Source organism: Rhizobium sp. CFBP 8752 (assembly GCF_014842035.1).
Classification (GTDB): Bacteria; Pseudomonadota; Alphaproteobacteria; order Rhizobiales; family Rhizobiaceae; genus Neorhizobium; species Neorhizobium soli.
Genome location: NZ_JACYUZ010000001.1, coordinates 2,744,157 through 2,766,498, shown reverse-complemented (window position 1 = coordinate 2,766,498; position 22,342 = coordinate 2,744,157). Strand labels below are relative to the sequence as shown.

The following is a 22,342-nucleotide window of genomic DNA, read 5'->3' as shown; positions in this document are numbered from 1 at the left end:
GAAGAACTGGTTGATCGTGTGCAGGTTGATCGGCAGCAGGAACACGCGCCCGCCACTGGTCGTCTTCACGCGGTTGACATAGGGCATGAAGGTCTGGAACCGGTTGACATAATCCCAGACCGGCTCATCGTCCGTATGAAAGATGTGCGGTCCGTAGACATGCACCATCACGCCCGTATCGCTGTCACGCTCGGTAAAACAGTTGCCGGCGATGTGGGCGCGCTCGTCGAGAACGACAGCGGAATGACCGGCCTCCGCAAGTTTCCTGGCGATGACGGCGCCCGACAATCCGGCTCCGACCAGCAATATGCGCTTATTCGACATCGATCTCTCCCAGTGGCATTCAGCATGTCGGCCCACGAAAGCGCGACATCTCCCCATACTCGTCCAGCTCGGCGAGCGCGAAAGCCTTAACCGATTCGCGGCGCTGCGAGCATAGTTTCCATCGTGTCCCGGCTATGCTTGACCGCATCCGAGATGGCGAAGGATAACAAAATGCCCGCACGAGGCGGGCATTTCGGTGTTGGATGCGTCCGGCAGCGGAGGCGATCAGGCCGCTTCGCTTGCCGGTGCTTCTTTTTCCTTGAGTTCGATCTGGCCGGAATTGGCAAGCCGGATCGCTTCCTGCGAGATCGCGCGGCGGGCAAGCGCCACTTCGCGCGGGTTGATCGTACCGCCGGCGGCAAGATCCGATTCGACCATGCGGCGCTGGCGTGGGCTGAGGCAGACGAGCACGGATTCGCGCATCGGTGCCGACGAACCTTTCAGCGCCATCGTCAGGATGTCGCCCGCGATATCGTTGAGCAGGATGACACGGCTGCGCTGCGGCATGACCATGAGATCTTCGAACAGGAAGATCTTCGGGCGAACCTTCTGGGCTGCTTCCTGGCTGACCTGTTCCAGTGATTCGAGCAGGGAATCGACCTGTGGCTTTTCGAGCTGGTTCATCAGGTCTGCGACCTTGACCGGGCCGGTCGAGTTCCGCTCGGCATCGATTTCGTTGACGAGATCGGCGATCCGCTTTTCGATGATCTGCACCGCCTGCGGATTGACGTTCTTCAGGTTCACCGCACGCTTCATGATGTCGGCACGCAGGCTTTCCGGCAGTTCGACCAGGATCTTCGCACCAAAGGCGGAAGGCAGCATCGAAAGGATGTAGGCGATCGTCTGCGGATGTTCGCGGCCGAGATACTTGCAGATGAACACCGGATCGGCGTCCTGAAGACGGTCCCAGAGACTGTCCTCGTAGGTCTGGAACGCGGTGCGTCTGCCGAGCAGGCCGTCGACCTCTTCCGGCGTCAGGCCTTCGTCGAGAATCTTTTCCATCGCCATGGCGTTGTCCATCAAACCTGTTCCCTCGGTGAACAGGTCTTCGAACTCGTTGACGAGAGTGGTCAGTTCGTCTGGCGGAATGGCGCGCAGGCTCTGCGCAGAAGCAATGATTGTCTGCAGTTCGGCTTGGGTAAAATACTTCAGCAGCTTACCTGCAACGCCCGTTCCCATTGCGAGCAGAACCGCAGCCGCTTTCTCTGCCTGAGAAAGCGGCTGGCCGGGCAGGTTGTCACTAAAGGTATCGAAGTCCATCATGGGCTTGTCCTAAAACGCTAAATTCATTTTAGCTCTTGGGAGCTCCTGACAATTCAGTGAGCTTTACGCCGAAGCGCGTATCGTCGTCTTCGAGAAGCGTGATTTCACCGCGGGCGATCAGGCGACCGTTCACGGTGATATCGACCGGCTCGCCGATTTTCTTGTCGAGCGTGATCGTCGTGCCTTCCTTGAGGCTCATCAGACCCTTGACCGGCATGCGGCTTGAACCGAGCACGATCTGGACATCGATCGGAATGTCCAAGATGAGGTCATGATTGGCCTCGAGGCTTTCACCATGCGTGTCGGATCCGAAGCTCGGCATCGCACTTGCGCCACCACCAAAGCTGCTGGCTCCGAAGTCGGACTTGCCAAGGTCGCCACCACCAAAGTCGCTGCCGCCGAAATCGGTCGAGCCAAAGTCGCTCGTTCCGAAATCCGTCGAACCGAAGCTGTCGCTGCCGAAATCGGAGGCCGGTGACGCGAACGGATCGGCCGACAGCAGCGTGCCGTCCTCGTCCGCCTTCAATGCGCCACGCAGGTCGTCGATCGCGTGTTCCAGATCCAGGCTGCTCGAGGCGATCGGATCTTCAGTCAGTTCGTTTTTGACGGTCGTTTTTCTAGCCATGATCTATTATCCACATCGAAACTTGTCTGAAGCTGCCGGGCGCGGAAGCGCCGCGTCAATTATCGAGAATTTTTTTGAGTATATTGCCGTCTGGAGAGACGTTGGATTTTATCTTTACGGAATAGCTGTCGCCGGACCGGCCGAACTCGCAGCGGTAGATCAGTTTCCCGTTCGCATCCATATCGACCCCAATGTCGCCGATGTCTTCGAACGGTATGGTATCACCAGGCTTCAATCTGGCAATTGAGCCAAGCTTGAGCGGCGTGAGCTTGATGCGCGCGCAAAGATCGATCTGCGAGCGCAGCACGTGATCGGCAACGGCCTCGACTGGCGCCGGAAGACTGTTTGCCAGTTGTCCGGAAGGACGGGTGATCGTCGTCTTCAGCAACACGCTTTGCGGAATGACGATCACGACCTCACCCGTCAGCGATCCAAGCTTGACCTGAAGCCGGACCGCGGCTGCGAAACAGTCGGGGATCTCCAGCGACTGCCGGGCGTAGTCGGTGATCGGATAGCATGGCGACAGCACCGGCTCGAACTCCCCCTTGGGGCCGAGGCCGAGGCGAAGCACGCCCGCGATCCGCGAAACGAGCAGCGATGCGATATCGCCCTCGATAGACGTCAACGTGCGCGTGTCATCAGAAGGCTGGTCGGTATCGCCGAGCAGCTGCGCGATCATGGCGATCGGCAGGCTGTTCCGGGTGGCGATCACGAAATGGCTACACCAGTTGCGCTGACTGGCGCTCACAAGCGTGTAACCCGCGCCAAGCCCCGCGATGACCTGAGAGCGCAGACCGGAGACGTGGCCGGCATATTCGACGCCGATGTCGAGCTGCATTTCCTCCTGGACGACATCGCCGAGAAGCTGGCATTGCAGGGCTGCAACATCGCTGCAGCAATGGGCAATCGTCTTCACGTCACCCAGGCTGCCTGTCAGCCGCGCAAGGACGATCGGGTCAATCGGCTTAGTGACTTCGCTCGACGGATTGTTCATCGTTAGGCCGCCTTGCTCTCACCACCGGGGTTCATCATCTCCTGCTCGACGGCGTCGATCGAAGGACGATCGCCGTTGCCGATGGTCTTGCGACCGTATTCGAGAGCGACCTGCGGTACGGAGCCGTTCATGTAGGCGATGAGCGTCTGCTTGACGATCGTGTAGAGGCGATGCTGCTTTGTGCGGACGACCTTGATCTGCGAGGTCAGCGGATTGCAAACGCAGTAGGAGAGAATGATACCGAGCATGGTGCCGACCAGTGCGGCGCCGATCAGTCCGCCGAGGACCTCAGGCGACTCGTTGATCTTGCCCATGGCCTTGATGACACCGAGAACGGCGGCGACGATACCGATGGCCGGGAAGGAGTCTCCCATTGCGGTAATCGCATGATAGGGCTTGAGCTTGTCCGACAGCATTGTCTCTAGCTCTTCGTCCATCAGCGCCTCGATCTCGTGGCTGCGGGCGTTGCCGATGATGATCAGGCGAACATAGTCGCAGATGAACACGGTCAGCTGCTTGTTTTTCAGAACCGTCGGAGCCGTCTGGAAGATCGACGATTCCTGCGGGTTGTCGATATGCGCTTCGATCTCGTTGCGCGGCTTGGTTCTGAGGTCGCGCATCAGTGCGTAGAGAACGCCTAGGATGTCGAGATATTCGCGCTCCTTGGGAACCGCGAACTTGAAGGCTTCACCCAGTGCCTTGCCGCTGTCTTTCACGACCTTGATCGGGTTGGCCATGATAAAGCCGCCCAGGCCTGCGCCGCCGATGATCACCAGCTCGAAAGGCTGGAACAGAACATTGAGATGGCCGCCCATGGCCATGAAGCCACCAAGCACGCAGCCAATAGTGATTATGAAACCCACAATGATCATCATTTTGATGTGTATCCGCCGTCATTAATGCAGCGGAACATCTAGGCGGGTAGCCTTGCGTGAAGCTGGCTATCGCGGCCTCTCCGCCGTTTCGCACTTTCGATCAGCTTCACACAAGCAACCCCTGTTTGAATGCGCACGAAGGCCGGTTCAGGCCGCTCGGCGATTCCTCGATGGTAGGAGCCGCTTCATCTCAGGAGATCCATCGATGCAATCTGGTATTTATGTTGGCCTGTCGGCCCAAATGGCGCTTGAGCGGCGGTTGACGACCGTCGCGGACAACATGGCCAACATGAACACCGTCGGCTTCCGGGCGACCGAAGTAAAGTTCGACCAGATGCTCGCCAAAATCGACAACAACATCTCCGCGTCGGTCTCTTTCGTGTCGCAGGGCAACGACTACCTCTCCACGAGATCGGGAGAACTGCAGCAGACCGGCAACCCCCTCGATTTTGCCGTCAAGGGTGACGCATGGATGGCGATCGATACGCCGGCGGGCCAGGTCCTCACCCGTGACGGACGCTTTACCATGGCGGACACCGGCGAACTCCAGTCGATCCGCGGCTATCCCGTTCTCGATGCCGGCGGTGGCGCCATCCAGCTCGATCGCAACGGCGGCCCGCCCGCGGTCGGCACCGATGGTCGCATCATGCAGGACGGCAGGGTTGTCGCTTCGCTGGGTCTCTTCCAGGCCGATCTTTCTAAGGGCTATCTGCGCTATGAAAACAGCGGCGTCCTGCCGTCGTCACCGGCACAGCCGGTCGTCGACAACAGCGACGTCGGCGTCATGCAGGGCTTTATCGAGCAGTCGAACGTCAACGGCATCGGCCAGATGACCGAGCTGATTTCGATCAGCCGCAATTTTGAAAGCATTTCCTCGCTTCTCAGCTCCACAGACAGCAGCTTCACCGAGGCCATCAAGACCTTGGGCGGTAGCCAGTAAGCCGGAAAACGATCCCTCATGACCGCAAGTCAGACAGTTCACGGCCCGGCAAACAAGCTCGATCTCTTGGCAGCCCTTGTTGGGCGCCACACCGGGCCGGCCTTTGCGTTTGCACCGGGCGGCGTGGTCACCACAATTTCCGCGACCTATTACACCGTCAGCGGCCTTTCGAAACATGTCAGGCTGGGCGACTTCGTCGAGCATTGCAGCAGTGTTGGTACGCATCTCGGCCAGGTGATCAAGGTCGAGTCCGACCAGGTTCATATCTGCCCGATCGAACCGGGCGAGCCGATCGGCATCCGTGACAGTGTTCTGCGCATCGGTGAGTTCAAGGTCTCCCCGCATGACAGCTGGTGCGGTCGCGCCATCGATGCGCTGTGTCGGCCGATCGACGACCGCGGTCCGCTTGTGCAGGGCGATGTGGCGCGCTCGATCATGAGCACCGCGCCGCCATCCATGTCCCGCCGTCGCGTCGAGGAAGGTTTCCGTACCGGCGTCAAGGCGATCGATATCTTCACGCCGCTCTGCTTCGGCCAGCGCCTTGGCATTTTCGCAGGCTCGGGCGTCGGCAAGTCGACGCTCCTGTCCATGATGGCCGGCGCCGATGCGTTCGACCGCGTTGTGATTGCCCTCGTCGGGGAACGCGGCCGCGAGGTGCGCGAATTCATCGAAGACACGATGGGCGAGAACATGAAGAAATCCATCGCCGTGGTGGCCACGAGCGATGAAAGCCCGATGCTGCGCAAGATGGCGCCGCTGATCGCCATGACTATTGCCGAGCACTTTCGCGACAAGGGCGAAAACGTGCTGTTCATCGCAGACAGCGTGACGCGCTTTGCGCATGCGGTGCGTGAAGTCGCGATCGCCGGCGGCGAACTGCCGATTTCGCGCGGCTATCCGGCTTCGGTGTTTACCGAACTGCCTAAACTGCTGGAACGGGCAGGGCCGGGCCTCGAAGACAGCGGCACGATCACCGCCATCATTTCCGTCCTCGTCGACGGCGATAACCACAACGATCCGGTCTCCGACTCCGCCCGCGGCATTCTCGACGGGCACATCGTGCTGGAGCGCGGTCTCGCCGACGAAGGTCGCTACCCGCCGATCAATCCCCTGTCGTCGATCTCGCGTCTCGCCCGAAAGGCCTGGACGCCCGACCAGGAGAAACTGGTCATGCGATTGAAAACACTGATGCATCGCTTCGAGGAAACCCGCGATCTGCGCCTGATCGGCGGCTACCGGCAAGGGACCGATGCCGATCTCGACATGGCGGTGAGGCAGGTGCCCGCGATCTATGAAGTGCTGAAGCAGACGCCCGGCGACAAGCGCGTTGCCGACGCCTACGCGGAGCTGGCCATCGCGCTGCGCAATGTCGCGGCCCAAGGCCAGATGCCGGCTCTCAAGAGGGGTTGATGAGGATTGGGGATGAAATTCACGCAACGGCAGAAACTCGCAAAACGCTTCAAGAAGAAGTCGGACGAAAAGACCACGGCGGCAGACATCACGCTGAAGGGCGGCACGTTGTTGCTCGCCGTCGCCGCCGCCATGTTCCCGTGGTACGTCTTCCTCAACGAAGATAAGTTCGGCGTCAACGTTTCGGGTTGGGAGCAACTGCGCGACCTGCGCAGCTTCCGTCAGCGCGACGTGGTCGAAGTACCGCCGATGTCGGTGGCCCGCAGACCGCCCGAGGACCCGACCGACCTGCTTGTAACGGCAACAGTTCCCAAGGCGGGCTCGGCCGATGCGAAGGGCGAGGACACGGGCACTCAGCAGCCGTTCCCTGGACGCTCCAGCTTCCGTCTTCTTCACGTCGCCAACGGACGCGCGATGATCGAGGACGATCGGGGAATGTACATTGTTCAGACCGGTTCGGTCCTGCCGGACAACAGCCGCCTGGCCGCGCTTACCCAGAAGAACGGCAAATGGGTGATCGTCACCTCCACCGGAGAAATGTACGAAAGCGCCCAGTAAGAAACTGGCAGCACAACAAAAAGCTTCGGCACGTCCGTACGCTGCCCATCAAAGCTGTATCCAGCTTTGATGGGGTCAGTTCACCGGCGTCCGAGGCTTTTTATTGCGATAATTTCAGAGCCGTGGCGCTGAAGAGGGCCGCCCTACCTAAAGAGGGTCGCGAGGCTCTGCAGATGGGTATTGGCCATGCCGAGGATTTGGGACGAAAGCTCCTGCTGGGCCTGATAGGCGCTGACCTTGGTCGACTCCGCCTCCATGTCCGCATCGATGAGGTGCGAGATGCTCTTATCAAACACGTCCGCCAGGCTCGAAACGAAGCTCGACTGGGTATCGATCCGGTTCGACATCGTCCCAAGCGTTGAACCGAGCGTCGTCAGCTTCTGCTGAATGTAGTTCATGACGTTGATCATGTCGTCGATGTCTTCGGACGTCGTCTCGTCGGTCAGTTCGATCGGGGAACCATCCGTGGCGATCTCCGACCCTGCGTCCAGCAGATAATACTGTTTGCCCGAGCCGGTTCCGTTCGAGGCAAGAGTACTCGGATCGATCGAGCTCGTAAGAAGCCCGCGGTTTGCATCGCCGGTATCGATCAGCGTGGAATTTGTTGCATCGAATGTCGCGTAGGACAGCGATACTGAACCCGACACACTGCGCTGGAAATAGGCCGGAACGGTCTTCGCGCCAGCGTCGGCCTCCGACGAGTTGTAAAGCCAGTTGTCACTCCCGAACGATGCGGATTTGATCAGTGACGAGAGGCTGGCCTTGAGATCGCTGATTGTGGCGTTGACGGCGCTCTGGTCGACACCGTCTTCCTTGGCGGTGGTCAGGTTGGCCACGATCTGGTCGGCAATATCGATCGACGATTCGACAGCGGAATAGGCGGCATCGACCTTTGCGGCGCCAAGACCGAGCGCATCGTTCACGCTGCTCAGAATTTTCGTGTCCGACGTCATCGAATTTGCGACCGACCAGTAGCTCGCATTATCCGCCGGGGAATTGATCTTGTAGCCGCTGGAGGTACGCTTCTGTGCCTCTTCCAGCGAATCACTGGTGAACAGCAGAGTCTGCAACGCACTCTGGATATAGCTGACGGAGATAGCGTCGGACATCAGGCATGATCCTTGAAAACTAAGGGATTTTGCCAAAACATCTGGCTGCGATCGAATGGCTTCATGCCCGCCTGGTCGAAGACGCAGGCCCATCGCTTTTGCAGCAATTTGTAAGCTTATGTTTAACAGAAAGTTAATTAGGCCTCAACGGTCGACCCGCAAAACCTCGTGCAACGGGTCCGCACCCACGCAGCATTCATCTTTGTTGCCGGGCTCGCCGCGGGTCTGCGGGCATCAGCACAAGTCCCACGCAAGTTTCTAATCTTACTCCTTTGTCGAGAAGACGGAGAAGACGTGATGCAACAGATCCAATTGTTTGAGCTTGCCTCCAGGCAGGCGGAGTGGCTGTCGATCCGGCAACAAGTCGTCAGCACCAACATCGCCAACGCGAATACACCACAATACCGGGCACAGGACGTGACGCCGTTCCAATCGGTACTCGACGCCTCGAACATCCCGATGGCGCGCACCAATTCGGCCCATTTCGCCAGCGTCGGCCTTGGCTCGGACAATGTCGACGTCAGGGACGAAGATCTCAACAACGAGATCGGCAACCAGGAGTCGGGCAACACGGTTGCTGTTGCCAGCGAACTCTCCAAGAGCGGGGAGATCAAGCGCCAGTACGAGCTGAATACGCAGCTGGTGAAGGCGTTCCACAACATGATGTTGACCGCAGTCGGCAAGTGAGCCCAATGGATCCTTTATCAGCAGCCCTCAAGATTTCTGGCAGCGGCATGGAAGCGGAAGCGACCAGGCTCCGCATCGTGTCGGAAAACATCGCCAACGCCCGCACCACCGGCGATACGCCGGGTGCCGATCCCTATCGCCGCAAGACGGTGACGTTCGGCGCCGAACTCGACCGGGCAACAGGGGTCAGGACCGTCGGCGTCCAGAAGATCGGTGTCGACAAGGGTGACTTCGTTGAAGAACTCGACCCCAGCAATCCGGCAGCGGACGCAAACGGCGTCGTCAAGATGCCGAACGTCAACATGCTGATCGAAATGGCAGACCTGCGTGAAGCAAACCGCAGCTACGAGGCAAATCTCCAGAGCATTCGCCAGTCCCGCGATCTGATCTCGGCGACCATCGATCTCTTGAAAGGTTAAAGATGATCAATCCCATTGAGGGCCTCGGCCTGTTCACGAAGCAGACCGACGGCGTCTCCGGCGACAATACGGCAGCAAATGTTCTCGGCACCGCGGTCAACGCGGCAACGACGGCCGTTGCAGGACCGGGCTTCGGTGATGTCCTGGGCAGCATGGCAACAGACGCGATCAACGCCGTCAAGGGCGGTGAAACTGCATCGTTTGCCGGCATCCAGGGCAAGGCGAACACGCGTGAAGTGGTCGATGCCGTTCTCCAGGCCGAACAGGCGCTGAAGACTGCGACGGCGTTCCGCGACAAGATCGTGTCCGCCTACCTCGACATCACCAAGATGCAGATCTAGAGACTGGAGCAGAGACCATGAGAGCACTAGCAATTGCCGCCACCGGCATGGATGCGCAGCAGACCAATCTCGAAGTCATCGCAAACAACATCGCCAACATCAACACGACCGGCTTCAAGCGGTCGCGTGCCGAGTTTACCGACCTTCTCTATCAGACCGAGCGCGCTTCGGGCGTCGCCAACCGCGCCGATCAGTCCGCTGTGCCGGAAGGTGCCAATATCGGTCTCGGTGTTCAGACTCAGTCCGTCCGCAAGCTCCACATCCAGGGCGAAATCACCCAGACGAGCAACGATCTCGACATGGCGATCGTCGGGCGTGGTTGGTTCATGGTCGAAGGCACCAACGGTGAGACCCTCTACACCCGCGCCGGGTCCTTCAACAAGGATGCCAACGGAAGACTGGTGACTGCCGACGGTTACGGTGTCATCCCGCAAATCACCATTCCGACTGACGCGACGTCGGTCAGCGTCAGCGAAGACGGGATCGTCAATGCGACGATCGGGACATCGACGACCCCGACGGAACTCGGCCAGATCACTCTGACCAACTTCGTCAACGATGCCGGTCTGAAGCCTTTGGGCGACAACCTGTTTTCTGAAACGGCGGCATCCGGGCAGCCGGTGGTCGCCAACCCGCAGGAGACTGGCTTCGGCTACCTCAAGCAGGGCTATCTCGAGAACTCCAACGTCGATTCAGTCAAGGAGATCACCGATCTGATCTCCGCTCAGCGTGCGTATGAAATGAACTCGAAGGTGATCACCACCGCCGACGAGATGGCGCAGATCGTCAGCCAGAACCTCAAGTAGCGGAAGATAGAAGGCGGACCGAGCATGATGCTTTGGCAAGAGAACGTCCGGAAAACCGGTCGGGCAAGCAGCTGGAAAACCGGAATGAAGACCTGGCTGGCCGGGGCGCTTTTGAGCGCGCTCATCCTGCCGGGGGCGGCATTCGCGGAGCCGCGCAATGCCGTCGTGCCCAGCACCACGATCTATCCGGGCGATACGATCGGCGAAGCGTTCGTCAGCGAGGTGGCCGTCACCAATCCGAATATCGCGCCGGGTTATGCCAGTTCGCTGGATCAGGTAGTCGGCAAGGTCACGCGCAAGACGCTGCTTGCCGGCCGCACCATTCCTTTGAACGTTCTCCGCGATCCTTTCACGGTCAAGCGCGGCACAAGTGTTAGGCTTACCTTCTCGTCGCAGCGCATGGTCATCGCCGCCCGCGGCGCGCCCATGGACGATGCGATGACAGGCGAGGTCATCAAGGTCAGGAACCTCGATACGGGCGTCATGGTCAACGGCACGGTGATGGCGGACGGCAGCGTCGAGGTGGTTCAGAAATGAGTATGGTCCGGAAACTGATGATTGCGGCGATCGCGGTCATCACGATGCTGCCCGTCACCGATGCCACGGCCACGTCGTCCCGCATCAAGGATATCGCTTCGCTGCAGTCCGGTCGCGAGAACCAGTTGATCGGCTATGGCCTGGTCGTGGGTCTGCAGGGAACCGGCGACAGCCTGCGTTCGTCTCCGTTCACCGATCAGTCGCTGCGCGCCATGCTGCAGAACCTCGGCATCTCGACGCAGGGCGGTCAGTCCAGCGCCAAGAACATCGCCGCAGTCATGGTCACCGCCAACCTTCCCTCGTTCGCGAGCCCCGGCAGCCGCATCGACGTCAATGTCAGCTCGCTCGGCGACGCCACCTCGTTGCGCGGCGGCACGCTGATCATGACATCGCTCACCGGCGCCGACGGACAGATCTATGCCGTCGCGCAAGGGTCGGTGATCGTCTCCGGCTTCAATGCACAGGGTGCTGCTGCGACACTGACCGAAGGCGTCACCACAGCCGGTCGTGTGCCGTCGGGAGCGATCATCGAGCGCGAGCTTCCGTCCAAGTTCAAGGATTCGGTCAATCTGGTGCTGCAGCTTCGCAACCCGGATTTCTCGACATCGGTTCGTATCGCCGATGTCGTCAACGCCTATGCCCGCCGCACCTTCGGCGATCCGATCGCCGAAGCGCGCGACAGCCAGGAAGTGGTTGTCCAGAAACCGCGCTCAGCCGACCTGACCCGCCTGATGGGCGACATCGAAAATCTCGTGGTCCAGACCGACGCCCCCGCACGCGTGGTGATCAACGAGCGCACCGGTACGATCGTCATCGGCGCCGATGTCCGGGTCGCCCGGGTTGCGGTCAGCTACGGCACGTTGACTGTTCAGGTCACCGAGACGCCGCAGGTCATCCAGCCCGAACCGTTCTCAAGGGGCGAAACGGCGGTGCAGCCGCAGACCGATATCATGGCCGAAAAGACCGGCGGACCGATTGCCGTCATCGACGGACCTGATCTGAAGACGCTGGTCGCCGGCCTGAACAATATCGGCGTCAAGCCGGACGGCATCATCTCGATCCTCCAGGCGATAAAGTCTGCCGGAGCCCTGCAAGCGGAGCTCGTTCTGCAATGACCGACACAGTTTCAGGCAGGTTCCCGGTTCTCGGCACTCGCAGCTCGGTCTATCTGATCGCCGCCGCTCTCTCGCTCTGCCTCCTACCGGGCGCCCGCGCGCAGCAGCAGCCGCAGCTTCTCGGCGCCGCACAGGAAGCCGGAGGCAGCCAGCAGGAAGTCCAGCAGTTCTGCGGCAACATCGTCGATTCGGCCCGCGACCAGCGTTATCTCCTGCAGAAGCAGGAACTGGAAAAGCTGCAGGGCGACATCAACACGCGCATCACCGAGCTCGAAAATCGGCGCGCTGAATATCAGGACTGGCTGAAGAAACGCAACGCGTTCCTGGCCAGCGCCAAGGCCAGTCTGGTCGAAATCTACAAGACGGCAAAGGCTGACGAAGTCGCGCCGCAGTTCGACCAGATGAACATCAACATTGCAGCCGCCATCATCATGCAGCTGCCACCGCGGCAATCGGGCCTGATCCTTGCCGAAATGGACGCCCAGAAGGCTGCCATGGTCGCAATGATCATGGCGAGCGCCGCAGACCCCAATACTTCCAAGGACCCGTCATGAAAAAGCAACTCACGGCTCTTCTTGCGATGACATCGCTGATCGCCGGATGTCAGAACGGGCAGATGACGACCATCAAGGAAATCGGCAATGCGCCGGCCATGAGCCCGATCGGCAGCGGCCTGCAATATGGCCAGACGCAGCAGATGTCGATGTATCCGAAGCAGCCGCGCCACATGGCGAGCGGCTTCTCGCTGTGGAGCGACAGCCAGGGCGCCCTGTTCAAGGATGCCCGCGCGCTGAACGTTGGCGATATCCTGACGGTCAATATCTCGATGAACGACAAGGCGAGCTTTGACAACGAGACGGATCGCAGCCGCAAGAATTCCAAGACCACCAACTGGCAGGCCGCCGCGGAAATTCTTGGCTGGAAGCCGGAGGCAGATTCGACGGCGGGCTTTGATTCCGACAGCCAGTCGAACGGCAAGGGCTCCATCAGCCGCGCCGAGAAGCTGACGCTTCTCGTGGCCGCGGTCGTCACCGGCGTTCTCGAAAACGGAAATCTCATCATCAGCGGCTCGCAGGAAGTGCGCGTCAACCATGAGATCCGCATCCTCAACGTTGCCGGCATCGTGCGGCCCCAAGACGTCAATGCCGAGAACACGATATCCTATGAGAAGATTGCCGAAGCACGCATCTCCTACGGCGGCCGCGGTCGCCTGATGGAAGTCCAGCAGCCGCCGGTCGGACAGCAGATCAGCGACATCTTCTCGCCGATCTGACCGGGAGCAATTCGGTGTCCATCATTACAAGCGGAGTTTAGCCACCATGACCGACGCCAGCCTCACGGCGGATCAACCAGCGAAGAAAAAGTCTTCCCTGGTGATGACTGCGGCGGCCGTACTGGGACTGACGGTCGTCGGCGTGGGCGGAGGCTGGGTTGTCGGCAAGATGATCGTCCCGTCGCCGGTCGTGGAGGAGGCACCTGCCGCCGGTCATGGCGCAGCCGCGGCCACTGCCGGGGGAGGGGAACACGGCGCCGCTGCCGGTGCGAGCCACGTTCGGCCGCTGGAGCCGATCATTGCCAACCTCGCCTATCCTTCGGACAGCATGGTCCGCCTCGAGGTTTCGTTAATATTCGGTGAAAACATCGATGAAGCGGTGGCGGCTTCCATTCAGGAAGATATACTCGCCTATATGCGGACCTTGTCGCTGCAGCAAATTCAGGGGCCACGCGGCTTCGGTTATCTCCGAGATGACCTGAAGGAACGCGCCAAGCTGAGGTCTCAGGGCAAGGTTGCTGATCTGGTGTTCAGGACTTTCATCATCGAATGATTCGTTTTTTAGCCGTTCTTGCTTTCTTCGCTGCGTTACCCGACGCGGCGAATGCGCAACAGTCTGCCCTGGACATGCTGAACCTGCCGGTCGACGGCTCGGTTTCCGCCTGGATCATCCGCACCTTCGGCCTGCTGACGGTTCTATCCATCGCGCCCGGCATCCTGATCATGGTGACGAGCTTCCCGCGCTTCATCATCGCCTTCTCGATCTTGCGGTCCGGCATGGGCCTGTCGACCACACCGTCCAACATGATCCTGACCAGCATGGCGTTGTTCATGACCTTCTACGTCATGGCGCCGACGATGGACCGTGCCTGGCAGGATGGCGCACAGCCGCTTTTGCAGAACCAGATCAACGAGGCCGAAGCGATACAGCGGATCGCCCAGCCGTTTCGCGAATTCATGATCGCCAATGTCCGCGACAAGGATGTGGCGCTGTTCGTCGACATCGCCCGGGAACGCGGCCAGACGGTCACGCTCGGCGCGCAGACGGATTACCGCGTGCTGATCCCGGCATTCATGCTGTCGGAAATCCGCCGCGGCTTCGAAATCGGCTTTCTCATCGTCCTGCCATTCCTCGTCATCGACATGATCGTTGCCAGCATCACGATGGCGATGGGCATGATGATGCTGCCGCCAACCTCGATCTCGCTGCCGTTCAAGATCCTTTTCTTCGTCCTTATCGACGGCTGGAACCTTCTCGTCGGCTCGCTGGTGAGATCGTTCTCGTAAGGCACGGCGCCTTCTCCAAGGCGAAGTTTTATTCCCGGACAACGAGACGAAAAAAGGCCGCGCATTGAGCGCGGCCTCTTTTTGTATGTTGGTCAAACGATCCAGTGTTACTGGAACAGTGTCATCAGGTTCTGCGAGCTGGAGTTCGCGATAGACAGCGACTGGATGGCGAGCTGCTGCTGGGTCTGCAATGCAGAGAGCTTGGCAGATTCTTCTTCCATGTCTGCATCCACGAGACGGCTGACGCCCTCGTCGATTGCGTCGGACAGCTTGCCGGCATATTCGGTCTGAAGGTCGATGCGGGTCGACAGAGCACCGAGCGAACCGCCTGCAGTCGTCATGCCGTCCAGCGCAGTTTCGACAGCCGTCATGAATGCAGCTATATCGCTCTGGGACGTCGTGTCCGTCAGCTCGATGGACATTACCCCGCCAGTGGTGCCAAGAATGCCGCCAGATGTGGCGTCTTCGTCCGAGAACAGCGCATTGCCCGCAATGTCATAAGTCGCGGTGGTCACTGCAACGGATTCGGCGCCAGTGGTTGCGGTCGAGCGGACGAAGCCGTCGACAACGGAACCTTCTGTCTGGCCGTTGGAAACCATCCAGTTTTCGCCCGAGAACGAAGCGCCTTTGGCGATAGACGTCAGCTGTTGCTGCAGCTTGCCGATTTCGAGCTGGATCTGAACTTTGTCGGTGGAGGTTTCGGTCGCGGTGACCAGCTTCGACTTGATCTCGTTGACGACGTCGATAGCGCTTTCCATGGCGGCATAGGCCGTGTCGACCTTGGCGGCACCAACGCCCAGAGAGTCGGCTGCAGCGTTAAGCGCCATGTTGTCGGAATTCATTGTGGTCGAGATTGACCAGTAAGCGACGTTGTCGGAAGCTTCGCTGACCTTGTAGCCTGAGGATACTCGGCCCTGGGTCTCTTCAAGGCTGTTGTTGATGGTGCTCAGCGTCTGGAGTGCAGAATTCGCTGCAACGTTGGTAAGGATACTCGTCATTGTACTAACCCCTAGATAAAAGAAACAGGTGAGGGGACATTCCGGTAAATCACCGGGAAGCGGCGTGTGAGCATCATGCCGGTCGGAAACTACTAACTAATTCCGGCCCGCCGCTTTGATGATGGTAGAAAACACCATTAAGGTTAATGAAGATCGAATGCCTGGGAATTAGTTGTTGCGAAATCGAATTTTTTTTCGACAGGTCTATCCGTAAACGCAAAAAGCCCCGGATAACCGGGGCTTCGTTGAACAAACCAGAAAGTGAAAAGGCTGGTCTTCTTACTGGAACAGCGAGAGCACGTTCTGCGAAGAGGAGTTCGCGATCGACAGCGACTGGATAGCGAGCTGCTGCTGGGTCTGCAGGGCAGACAGCTTGGCAGATTCTTCTTCCATGTCGGCGTCGACGAGACGGCTGACGCCCTGATCGATAGCGTCGGACAGCTTGCCGGCATAATCGCTCTGGAGGTCGATGCGGGTCGAGAGAGCACCGAGCGAACCGCCTGCAGTCGTCATGCCGTCCAGCGCAGTTTCGACAGCCGTCATGAATGCAGCTATATCGCTCTGGGACGTCGTGTCCGTCAGCTCGATGGACATTACCCCGCCAGTGGTGCCAAGAATGCCGCCAGATGTGGCGTCTGCGTCCGAGAACAGCGCATTGCCCGCAATGTCATAAGTCGCGGTGGTCACTGCAACGGTTTCGGCGCCAGTGGTTGCGGTCGAGCGGACGAAGCCGTCAATAACGGAACCTTCTGTCTGGCCGTTGGAGACCATCCAGTTCTCGCCCGAGAACGAAGCGCCTTTGGCGATCGAGGTTAACTGTTCCTGCAGCTTGCTGATTTCGAGGTTGATCTGACCCTTGTCGGTCGAGGTCTCGGTCGCGGTGACCAGCTTCGACTTGATCTCGTTGACGACGTCGATGGCGCTTTCCATAGCGGCATAGGCCGTGTCGACCTTGGCTGCACCAACGCCCAGAGCGTCGGAAGCGGCGTTGAGGGCCTTGTTGTCGGAATTCATCGTGGTCGAGATCGACCAGTAGGCGACGTTGTCCGAAGCCTTGCTAACCTTGTAGCCCGACGAAACGCTGTTCTGCGTGCTCTCTAGGCTCTTGTTGATGGTGCTCAGTGTCTGAAGAGCGGACGAAGCAGAAGAATTGAAATTGATGCTAGTCATGGAGTGTCCCCTTGGACTCTATACAAAAAAGGAGGACATACCGGGTTCGGTAGTGTCACCGGCAAATGACGGCCCGGCTTCATGCCTCTTGTTCCTTACCGGATCCAAGCCCGTCATCTAGGCTGCAATTTCGCAGCCATTCCTTGCCAAGGTCTTAAATATTCTAGCAGCTTCGGTGCGCCTCGATACATGGTTAACGAATTGAAAAATGGAAAACGCGTGGCGTGGCGGCCGGTACTACAGCTGGGTCGAAGCTGTAGGCTTCAAGCAAGCTTCGACAGATAACGAAAAGAGACGACCATACCGGGCGCGGCGAAGCCGTGGGCCCGAGCCGCCAGAACGGAGTGTGCTTTGAATATCCAAGTTTCCTATCAGAAGGCATCTGCTAGCTTTAAAGCTCGCAACTACACGCAGACGCTGGCAATCCTAAACCAGCTGCTGGATAAAGGGAAGGACGTTCGGACGTACTTGCTGCTGGCTAAGACGCTTACGGCTTTAAACTTAAAGAATGAAGCCGCCAGAGCCTATCTTCTTGCCTCCGATGCTGGCAATCAACCCAATCCGGATTACTTGGCTGAAAGCATCAAACTGCACTTTGATGCCGGCAATAAGGACGAAGCACTTGCACTTGCAAGCCGGTTGCAGCTCAAAGATCAAATGATCCCCGATATCGCTTATGTCATCGCCTCCGCACTATTTGAAAAAGGTCAACTGGATATTCTGAAAGTCTTCAGAGAAGTCTTGATGAAGAGCCCAAAGCTCGCTCATATGCAGCTAGGCGCCAGGCTCACAATGTTGAGCTGGGACGTGATGGAGGCTTCGGAAATCGAGACCGCTCGCGTCCTTTTTAGCCGGTTACCAAATGACAACCGAATTCGGCTGCTTTACCTGACTTTCTGCCGCGAGCACAACAAGTTCGACGTGATAGAGCGGCATCAGCCAATTCTTGACAAAGCGATTTTGGCCGGAGAGCTCGACTTCGTGAAAGCCGACACCCCGTTTTTCAACGTCAATTGGAGTGGTGAAGAACGCATTAATCGCCTGGCGAGAGCCAATACTCCGCGTTTTGATACGTCCATGACCGAAAAGCGCCGGTCAATGCCACACGCTTGGGGTGAGAAGGTCCGCGTCGGATACCTGTCTTCTGACCTATTCGACCAGCATGCTACGATGAAACTCGTGCGTCGGATAATGGAATTACACGATCGCGATCGATTCGAGGTTACGCTTTTCTGCCATACTTCACCGTCTCTTTTGCGGACAAACAGTGCGAACCGAAGTGATTGGGGGAGTGTCGTCTCTATCGTCGACATGACGAATGAGCAGGCTGCCGAAGAGATACGGCGCCGCCAAATCGATGTCCTTGTCGATTTGAAAGGTCATACCCGCGGGAACCGTGTTGCAATTCTGAATGAGGGAGCAGCGCCGGTACAGGTAACATGGCTCGGTTTTCCGGGATCTGTCATCAATGTCGATCTCGATTATGCGATTGGCGACCCTATCGTTCTGCCTTTGTCATCGGCGCCTCACTACCTCGAAAAATTCTGCCGTCTGCCTGAGACCTACCAGCCAAACGATCCGTATAACCGCCCGCTTGTCCAAGCATCTGCACGTCACACTTTGGGTCTGCCCGAAGATGCTTTTGTGTTTGCTTCGTTCAATGCAAGTCGCAAGATTTCGCTCGACGTCATCAATGCGTGGGTAAAGATCCTTAAGCGCACCCCGGGAAGCCTTATTTCGATCTTTACAAAGTCACCCGAAAGCCGAAGTTTCATTCGCCGGAAAATGGTAGACAGCGGAATATCCGAGAGGCGCTTGATATTCATGCTTGAAGTAGAATTTCAGCTCCATCTTAATCGTATGCCATGTATGGATCTTGGCCTCGATACATTTCCATATAATGGCCACACGACGACGTCCGAGCAGCTCTGGGCCGGCCTGCCAGTTCTTGCTGTGAAGGGCACTAACTTCGCGTCGCGCGTAAGCGAAAGCCTCCTGGAGGCTATAGGCGTTCCCGACTTGGTTGCCGAAACAGTCGAGAGCTACATCGATAAGGCCGTCTATCTCTTCAATAATCGCGAATCGCTTGAGGATATCAGGCAGCGCATCGTCCAAAACCGCTTCATAAATCCGCTCTTCGATGCGGAGCGCTTCTGCCGGCATATCGAGACCGCTTACGAGATGATGGTAGACCGTGCCAAGAGTGGACTTGAACCCGCCCATTTCGACGTGCCTCCTCTGCCGCCGCGTACAGAGCGTTTTCTAATTCGCTGAACAAGTCGGTTTTCCTGTGATCGAGCGGATCCGCTACCGCTGCCGTCTCAGATGAGTAACGCAGGATTATAGCATATAGATCCTTACCTGGGAGAAATGGGAGGCCGAACCGTCCGCGAAGCTTGGGCAACAGTTTTTTGGCTCGAGAAAAATTGAAGGTTCTCGTTGAATCGTGAAGAATGCGATGTGTCCGTTAATCTTAAGTCGCGATTTAACTCTTCATTAACCATAAAATGATTTTCTGAAGCCATCGCAACGGCGAGCCGAATGCAAGGGCGCGGCAAGCATGAAGCTGATCGTCGTTACCGGAACACCCGGGATGCCCTCCCATCCAATGCCATAAGGGGCAGTTTTTATGACCAGTATATTGACCAACAACGCCGCAAACTCTGCACTGCAGACGTTGAGAGGTATCAACGATAGCCTGGAGCAGGCGCAGAGCCGTGTATCCTCGGGCTATCGCGTATCCGAGGCCTCCGACAACGTTGCCTACTGGTCGATCTCGACCACGATGGGTTCCGACAAAGACGCGTTGATGGCCGCAACCGACGCTTTGGGTGTTGGTGCTGCAAAGGTCGATACGGCCTATGCCGCCATGGAAAGCGCCATCGACGTCGTCAACGAGATCAAGTCGAAGCTCGTCACCGCGAACGAAAATTCGACCGACAAAGTTCAGATTCAGCTCGAAATCACCAAGCTGCAGGAACAGTTGTCCTCGATCGCCCAGGGCGCTTCGTTCAGCGGTGAAAACTGGATGGTCGCCGCCACCGGCGCTGACCAAGAATCGGTCGTAGACGGCTTTATCCGCAACGACGACGGTACAGTCGAAGTCACGACGGCATCCTATGACGTTGCAACCAACGCCATGTTCGGCGCCATCGATGCCGACGGCGTCGGTTCGGGCGGTCTCCTCGGCGATGTCATGGACGTTACCCTGACGGCCACCACCACGGACTTAGAACTCGCCGACTATCTCGACAACGTTGAAGCAGCTCTTTCCGGCCTCACGGATGCAGGTGCTGCCCTCGGCGCGCTGACCACCCGTATCGACCTTCAGACCAGCTATGCCGGAACTCTGACGGATGCGATCGAAGAAGGCATCAGCCGCCTCGTCGACGCCGACATGGAAGAAGAGTCTGCCAGACTGTCTGCCCTGCAGACGCAGCAGCAGCTGGCCGTCCAGTCGCTGTCGATTGCAAACTCCAGCTCCGAGAACATTCTTACGCTCTTCCAGCAGTAANGGCTCTTGCGGCGTAGGTGTCAGGTATCTGGTGTCGTCGCACCTTGTCGTTCAGGTTCACGAGGACTGCATCATCCTCGCACAAGTTTAACTTCCTAATTTCTGATCTATTCCCATGGCGAACTCCGCCGCCCCGGCGATCGGGGGCGGGCCGGAGGCCGGTGTGGAGCATCACAGAACGGGCGATGCGTGAGACGTTGCGGCCTTGTTCCGCAAACGACGTTGATGGAGTGCGTTGATGAATTCCCCACTTGCGCGGTATCTCAGAGATTTCGGCGCCGAGGCTGCGCTGCTTGCGGCCCCGATAGAAACGCCCTCTCACTTTGCGTCGCCCGCCGAGATGCCGGCGCTGGAAAGCTTTGCGCAGACGGTAGAAGTCGATCTCGAGGCCGAGCGTCGCGAAGCCTATGATGAAGGTCATCTTGCGGCGACCCAATCCTTGACGGCGAAGCATGCCGAAGAGCTCGAGGCGCTGAAGGAACAGCATGCGCAGGAGATCGAACAGCAGCGTCTCCAGTTCGAGGACGGGTTGGCCGATTATCTCTCGAAGGCTCTTCCGGATCTCGCGTCGCGGCTCTCTGCCGAACTGTCCGAGGCGACGGCCCGCGTTCTATCTCCCTTGCTCAAAGAACAGGTGATGCGCGGCGCTATCAACGAGCTTGTCGAGGAGCTGAAACCGACGCTCGCCAAGGAAATTCTGGAGCAGATTACGGTCTTCGGACCGGAGCACCTCTGCGATCTTCTCAAAGCCCAGCTTGAGGAGAAAGGCGATGCGGTGTCTTTCGTCCACACAGATGACACCGACATCCGCGTCGAGATCGGTGATTCGCTTCTCGTGACGCGCCTTTCTGCCTTTGCCGCCGACCTTGAGCGGGTGCTGGCATGAGCGAAGCTGAGAACCATCATCACGGCAAAAACGAAATCATCATCATCAAGCGTCACCGCGGCGATCACGACAGCCATCACGGCGGTGCGTGGAAGATTGCGTTCGCCGACTTCATGACCGCCATGATGGCCTTCTTTCTCGTCATGTGGCTGGTCAACGCCGCCAATGAGGAAACGAAGGCATCGCTCGCGAGCTATTTCAATCCCGTGCCGCTGTCTGACGACACGCCCGCATCCAAGGGCATCAAGAAGCCGTCGGATCAGGCCAAGGGCGAAGATTCCGACAAGAAGTCCACCGTGGAGAACGACAAGACGGGCGGCGGCAAGGCGGGCATGGATGGCGAGTCCATTTCCGCCTCTGGCGACGACATGACCTTTTCCGAAGCAGCTCTGTTCCAGAACCCCTATTCCGTGCTTGCCAGCATCGCTCAGGAAGTAGGCCAACAGGCCAATGTCAGCACGAAGGGCGAGGGCGGCGCGAGCGATTCCGGTCCGTCCACCGGTGCGGATGGCGGAGAAGCCTATCGTGATCCTTTCGATCCGGATTTCTGGAGCAAGCAGCTCGACACCCCGGCGCAAGCCAAGCTTGCTTCGGACACGAGTCTGCCGGGCGAGCAGGCGAGCGCCTTTTCCCAGCCGCCCGCCGTGGAAACTGTCCCAGTATCGGTAAAGCCGGATGCCGTCTCAGCGCCCGATGCTTCCGATGCATCGGTCAAGACGGCAAAGGCTGAACTCGACGCCGCCGGGCAGGACAAGGCCGAAGAGCTTCAGAAGGAAATTCAGGCGCAGGTCGCCGGGATTGCCGGCAAGCTGGCCGAGGGCATCGTGGTGCAGCCGGCCGAAGGCGGCACGCTGATCACGATCTCGGACGAAGCAAATACCGCGATGTTCAATGTTGGATCCGCATTGCCCGGCAAGGAGCTCGTGCTCGCCATGGAAAAGATCGGCAAACTCCTGGCCGCGCGTCCAGGGTCGGTGATCATTCGTGGCCACACGGACGGACGGCCTTTCAAGGGACGCACCGGAGACAATTGGAGCCTGTCTATGTCCCGCGCGCATGCGGCCTATTACATGCTCGTGCGGGGCGGCTTGAACGAGGAGAGGGTAAAGCAGGTCTCTGGATTTGCCGACCGGCGACTTCAAAACGTCGAAGATCCGATGAGCGGCGCCAATCGCCGTATCGAAATCCTGCTGGGCAACGGATAAATCGAG

At 58.6% G+C, this 22,342-nt stretch carries 25 protein-coding genes; 17 read left to right on the top strand and 8 right to left on the bottom strand.

Going from position 1 to position 22,342, the window contains the following annotated elements:
• From IFT59_RS13245 to motA, 5 genes are all read right to left on the bottom strand, one after another.
• Window positions 1-324: NAD(P)-binding protein (locus IFT59_RS13245; RefSeq protein ID WP_192087059.1), on the bottom strand; the 324-nt coding region annotated here is incomplete at its 3' end.
• 225 nt (window positions 325-549) lie between these two features.
• Window positions 550-1,587, bottom strand: a complete 1,038-nt coding sequence (fliG, locus tag IFT59_RS13240) for a flagellar motor switch protein FliG (RefSeq protein WP_062453820.1) — start codon at window positions 1,585-1,587, stop codon at window positions 550-552.
• Between the two features lie 28 nt (window positions 1,588-1,615).
• Window positions 1,616-2,212, bottom strand: a complete 597-nt coding sequence (gene fliN / locus IFT59_RS13235; protein WP_062453819.1) for a flagellar motor switch protein FliN — start codon at window positions 2,210-2,212, stop codon at window positions 1,616-1,618.
• A gap of 55 nt (window positions 2,213-2,267) precedes the next feature.
• Complete coding sequence (locus IFT59_RS13230) at window positions 2,268-3,206, bottom strand: FliM/FliN family flagellar motor switch protein (protein WP_192087058.1); 939 nt, start codon at window positions 3,204-3,206, stop codon at window positions 2,268-2,270.
• A 2-nt stretch (window positions 3,207-3,208) separates the two neighbouring features.
• Entirely contained in the window at window positions 3,209-4,081 is an 873-nt protein-coding gene (motA, locus tag IFT59_RS13225; protein ID WP_062453817.1) for a flagellar motor stator protein MotA, read from the bottom strand.
• A 205-nt stretch (window positions 4,082-4,286) separates the two neighbouring features.
• On the opposite strand from motA, the gene flgF reads away from it, so the two are divergent.
• The 3 genes from flgF to IFT59_RS13210 are packed head-to-tail and all read left to right on the top strand — an operon-like array spanning window position 4,287 to window position 6,989.
• A complete protein-coding gene (flgF, locus tag IFT59_RS13220) occupies window positions 4,287-5,021 on the top strand; it encodes a flagellar basal-body rod protein FlgF (protein ID WP_192087057.1) in 735 nt (244 codons plus the stop codon).
• A gap of 18 nt (window positions 5,022-5,039) precedes the next feature.
• Window positions 5,040-6,431 carry a flagellar protein export ATPase FliI gene (fliI, locus tag IFT59_RS13215; protein WP_192087056.1) on the top strand — a complete coding sequence of 464 codons (1,392 nt, stop codon included), beginning with the start codon at window positions 5,040-5,042 and terminating at the stop codon, window positions 6,429-6,431.
• 12 nt (window positions 6,432-6,443) lie between these two features.
• Window positions 6,444-6,989: a hypothetical protein gene (locus IFT59_RS13210; RefSeq protein ID WP_062579093.1), complete on the top strand. Its 546-nt coding sequence runs from the start codon at window positions 6,444-6,446 to the stop codon at window positions 6,987-6,989.
• A gap of 143 nt (window positions 6,990-7,132) precedes the next feature.
• Here IFT59_RS13210 and IFT59_RS13205 read toward each other — a convergent pair whose 3' ends face one another.
• Window positions 7,133-8,098, bottom strand: a complete 966-nt coding sequence (locus IFT59_RS13205; protein WP_062579095.1) for a flagellin N-terminal helical domain-containing protein — start codon at window positions 8,096-8,098, stop codon at window positions 7,133-7,135.
• 297 nt (window positions 8,099-8,395) lie between these two features.
• Here IFT59_RS13205 and flgB point away from each other — a divergent pair, with 297 nt between their 5' ends.
• From flgB to fliP, 10 genes are all read left to right on the top strand, one after another.
• Entirely contained in the window at window positions 8,396-8,785 is a 390-nt protein-coding gene (gene flgB, locus IFT59_RS13200) for a flagellar basal body rod protein FlgB (RefSeq protein WP_062453812.1), read from the top strand.
• A gap of 5 nt (window positions 8,786-8,790) precedes the next feature.
• Window positions 8,791-9,204 (top strand): flagellar basal body rod protein FlgC, encoded by a 414-nt coding sequence (gene flgC / locus IFT59_RS13195; RefSeq protein WP_062453811.1) that lies wholly within the window; start codon window positions 8,791-8,793, stop codon window positions 9,202-9,204.
• A gap of 2 nt (window positions 9,205-9,206) precedes the next feature.
• Window positions 9,207-9,545, top strand: a complete 339-nt coding sequence (locus tag IFT59_RS23305; protein ID WP_062453810.1) for a flagellar hook-basal body complex protein FliE — start codon at window positions 9,207-9,209, stop codon at window positions 9,543-9,545.
• 17 nt (window positions 9,546-9,562) lie between these two features.
• Window positions 9,563-10,351, top strand: coding sequence for a flagellar basal-body rod protein FlgG (flgG, locus tag IFT59_RS13185; RefSeq protein ID WP_062453809.1), 789 nt, complete (start codon window positions 9,563-9,565; stop codon window positions 10,349-10,351).
• 84 nt (window positions 10,352-10,435) lie between these two features.
• The gene (flgA, locus tag IFT59_RS13180) at window positions 10,436-10,888 is read left to right on the top strand and encodes a flagellar basal body P-ring formation chaperone FlgA (RefSeq protein ID WP_244473995.1); all 453 of its coding nucleotides are present in this window, start codon (window positions 10,436-10,438) and stop codon (window positions 10,886-10,888) included.
• A gap of 17 nt (window positions 10,889-10,905) precedes the next feature.
• Window positions 10,906-12,003: a flagellar basal body P-ring protein FlgI gene (locus IFT59_RS13175; RefSeq protein WP_371816134.1), complete on the top strand. Its 1,098-nt coding sequence runs from the start codon at window positions 10,906-10,908 to the stop codon at window positions 12,001-12,003.
• Window positions 12,000-12,557, top strand: coding sequence for a MotE family protein (locus tag IFT59_RS13170; RefSeq protein ID WP_184654070.1), 558 nt, complete (start codon window positions 12,000-12,002; stop codon window positions 12,555-12,557). Before IFT59_RS13175 ends, IFT59_RS13170 begins: the two co-directional genes overlap by 4 nt.
• A complete protein-coding gene (flgH, locus tag IFT59_RS13165) occupies window positions 12,554-13,276 on the top strand; it encodes a flagellar basal body L-ring protein FlgH (RefSeq protein WP_062453806.1) in 723 nt (240 codons plus the stop codon). Before IFT59_RS13170 ends, flgH begins: the two co-directional genes overlap by 4 nt.
• Before the next feature lie 46 nt (window positions 13,277-13,322).
• A complete protein-coding gene (locus IFT59_RS13160) occupies window positions 13,323-13,829 on the top strand; it encodes a flagellar basal body-associated FliL family protein (protein ID WP_113166207.1) in 507 nt (168 codons plus the stop codon).
• A complete protein-coding gene (fliP, locus tag IFT59_RS13155; RefSeq protein ID WP_192087055.1) occupies window positions 13,826-14,563 on the top strand; it encodes a flagellar type III secretion system pore protein FliP in 738 nt (245 codons plus the stop codon). Before IFT59_RS13160 ends, fliP begins: the two co-directional genes overlap by 4 nt.
• Before the next feature lie 107 nt (window positions 14,564-14,670).
• Here fliP and IFT59_RS13150 read toward each other — a convergent pair whose 3' ends face one another.
• A complete protein-coding gene (locus IFT59_RS13150; RefSeq protein ID WP_113166208.1) occupies window positions 14,671-15,561 on the bottom strand; it encodes a flagellin N-terminal helical domain-containing protein in 891 nt (296 codons plus the stop codon).
• A gap of 279 nt (window positions 15,562-15,840) precedes the next feature.
• Window positions 15,841-16,731 carry a flagellin N-terminal helical domain-containing protein gene (locus IFT59_RS13145; protein ID WP_113166209.1) on the bottom strand — a complete coding sequence of 297 codons (891 nt, stop codon included), beginning with the start codon at window positions 16,729-16,731 and terminating at the stop codon, window positions 15,841-15,843.
• Between the two features lie 351 nt (window positions 16,732-17,082).
• On the opposite strand from IFT59_RS13145, the gene IFT59_RS13140 reads away from it, so the two are divergent.
• The 4 genes from IFT59_RS13140 to IFT59_RS13125 all read left to right on the top strand — a co-directional run bounded on the left by IFT59_RS13140 (window position 17,083) and on the right by IFT59_RS13125 (window position 22,336).
• Window positions 17,083-19,005 (top strand): O-linked N-acetylglucosamine transferase, SPINDLY family protein, encoded by a 1,923-nt coding sequence (locus tag IFT59_RS13140; RefSeq protein WP_192087054.1) that lies wholly within the window; start codon window positions 17,083-17,085, stop codon window positions 19,003-19,005.
• A 355-nt stretch (window positions 19,006-19,360) separates the two neighbouring features.
• Window positions 19,361-20,245, top strand: coding sequence for a flagellin N-terminal helical domain-containing protein (locus IFT59_RS13135; protein WP_113166211.1), 885 nt, complete (start codon window positions 19,361-19,363; stop codon window positions 20,243-20,245).
• A gap of 238 nt (window positions 20,246-20,483) precedes the next feature.
• Window positions 20,484-21,131, top strand: a complete 648-nt coding sequence (locus tag IFT59_RS13130) for a hypothetical protein (RefSeq protein ID WP_174195622.1) — start codon at window positions 20,484-20,486, stop codon at window positions 21,129-21,131.
• Window positions 21,128-22,336: a MotB family protein gene (locus IFT59_RS13125; RefSeq protein ID WP_092661192.1), complete on the top strand. Its 1,209-nt coding sequence runs from the start codon at window positions 21,128-21,130 to the stop codon at window positions 22,334-22,336. The genes IFT59_RS13130 and IFT59_RS13125 overlap by 4 nt, the downstream gene beginning before the upstream one ends.
• Window positions 22,337-22,342: the final 6 nt, after the last annotated feature.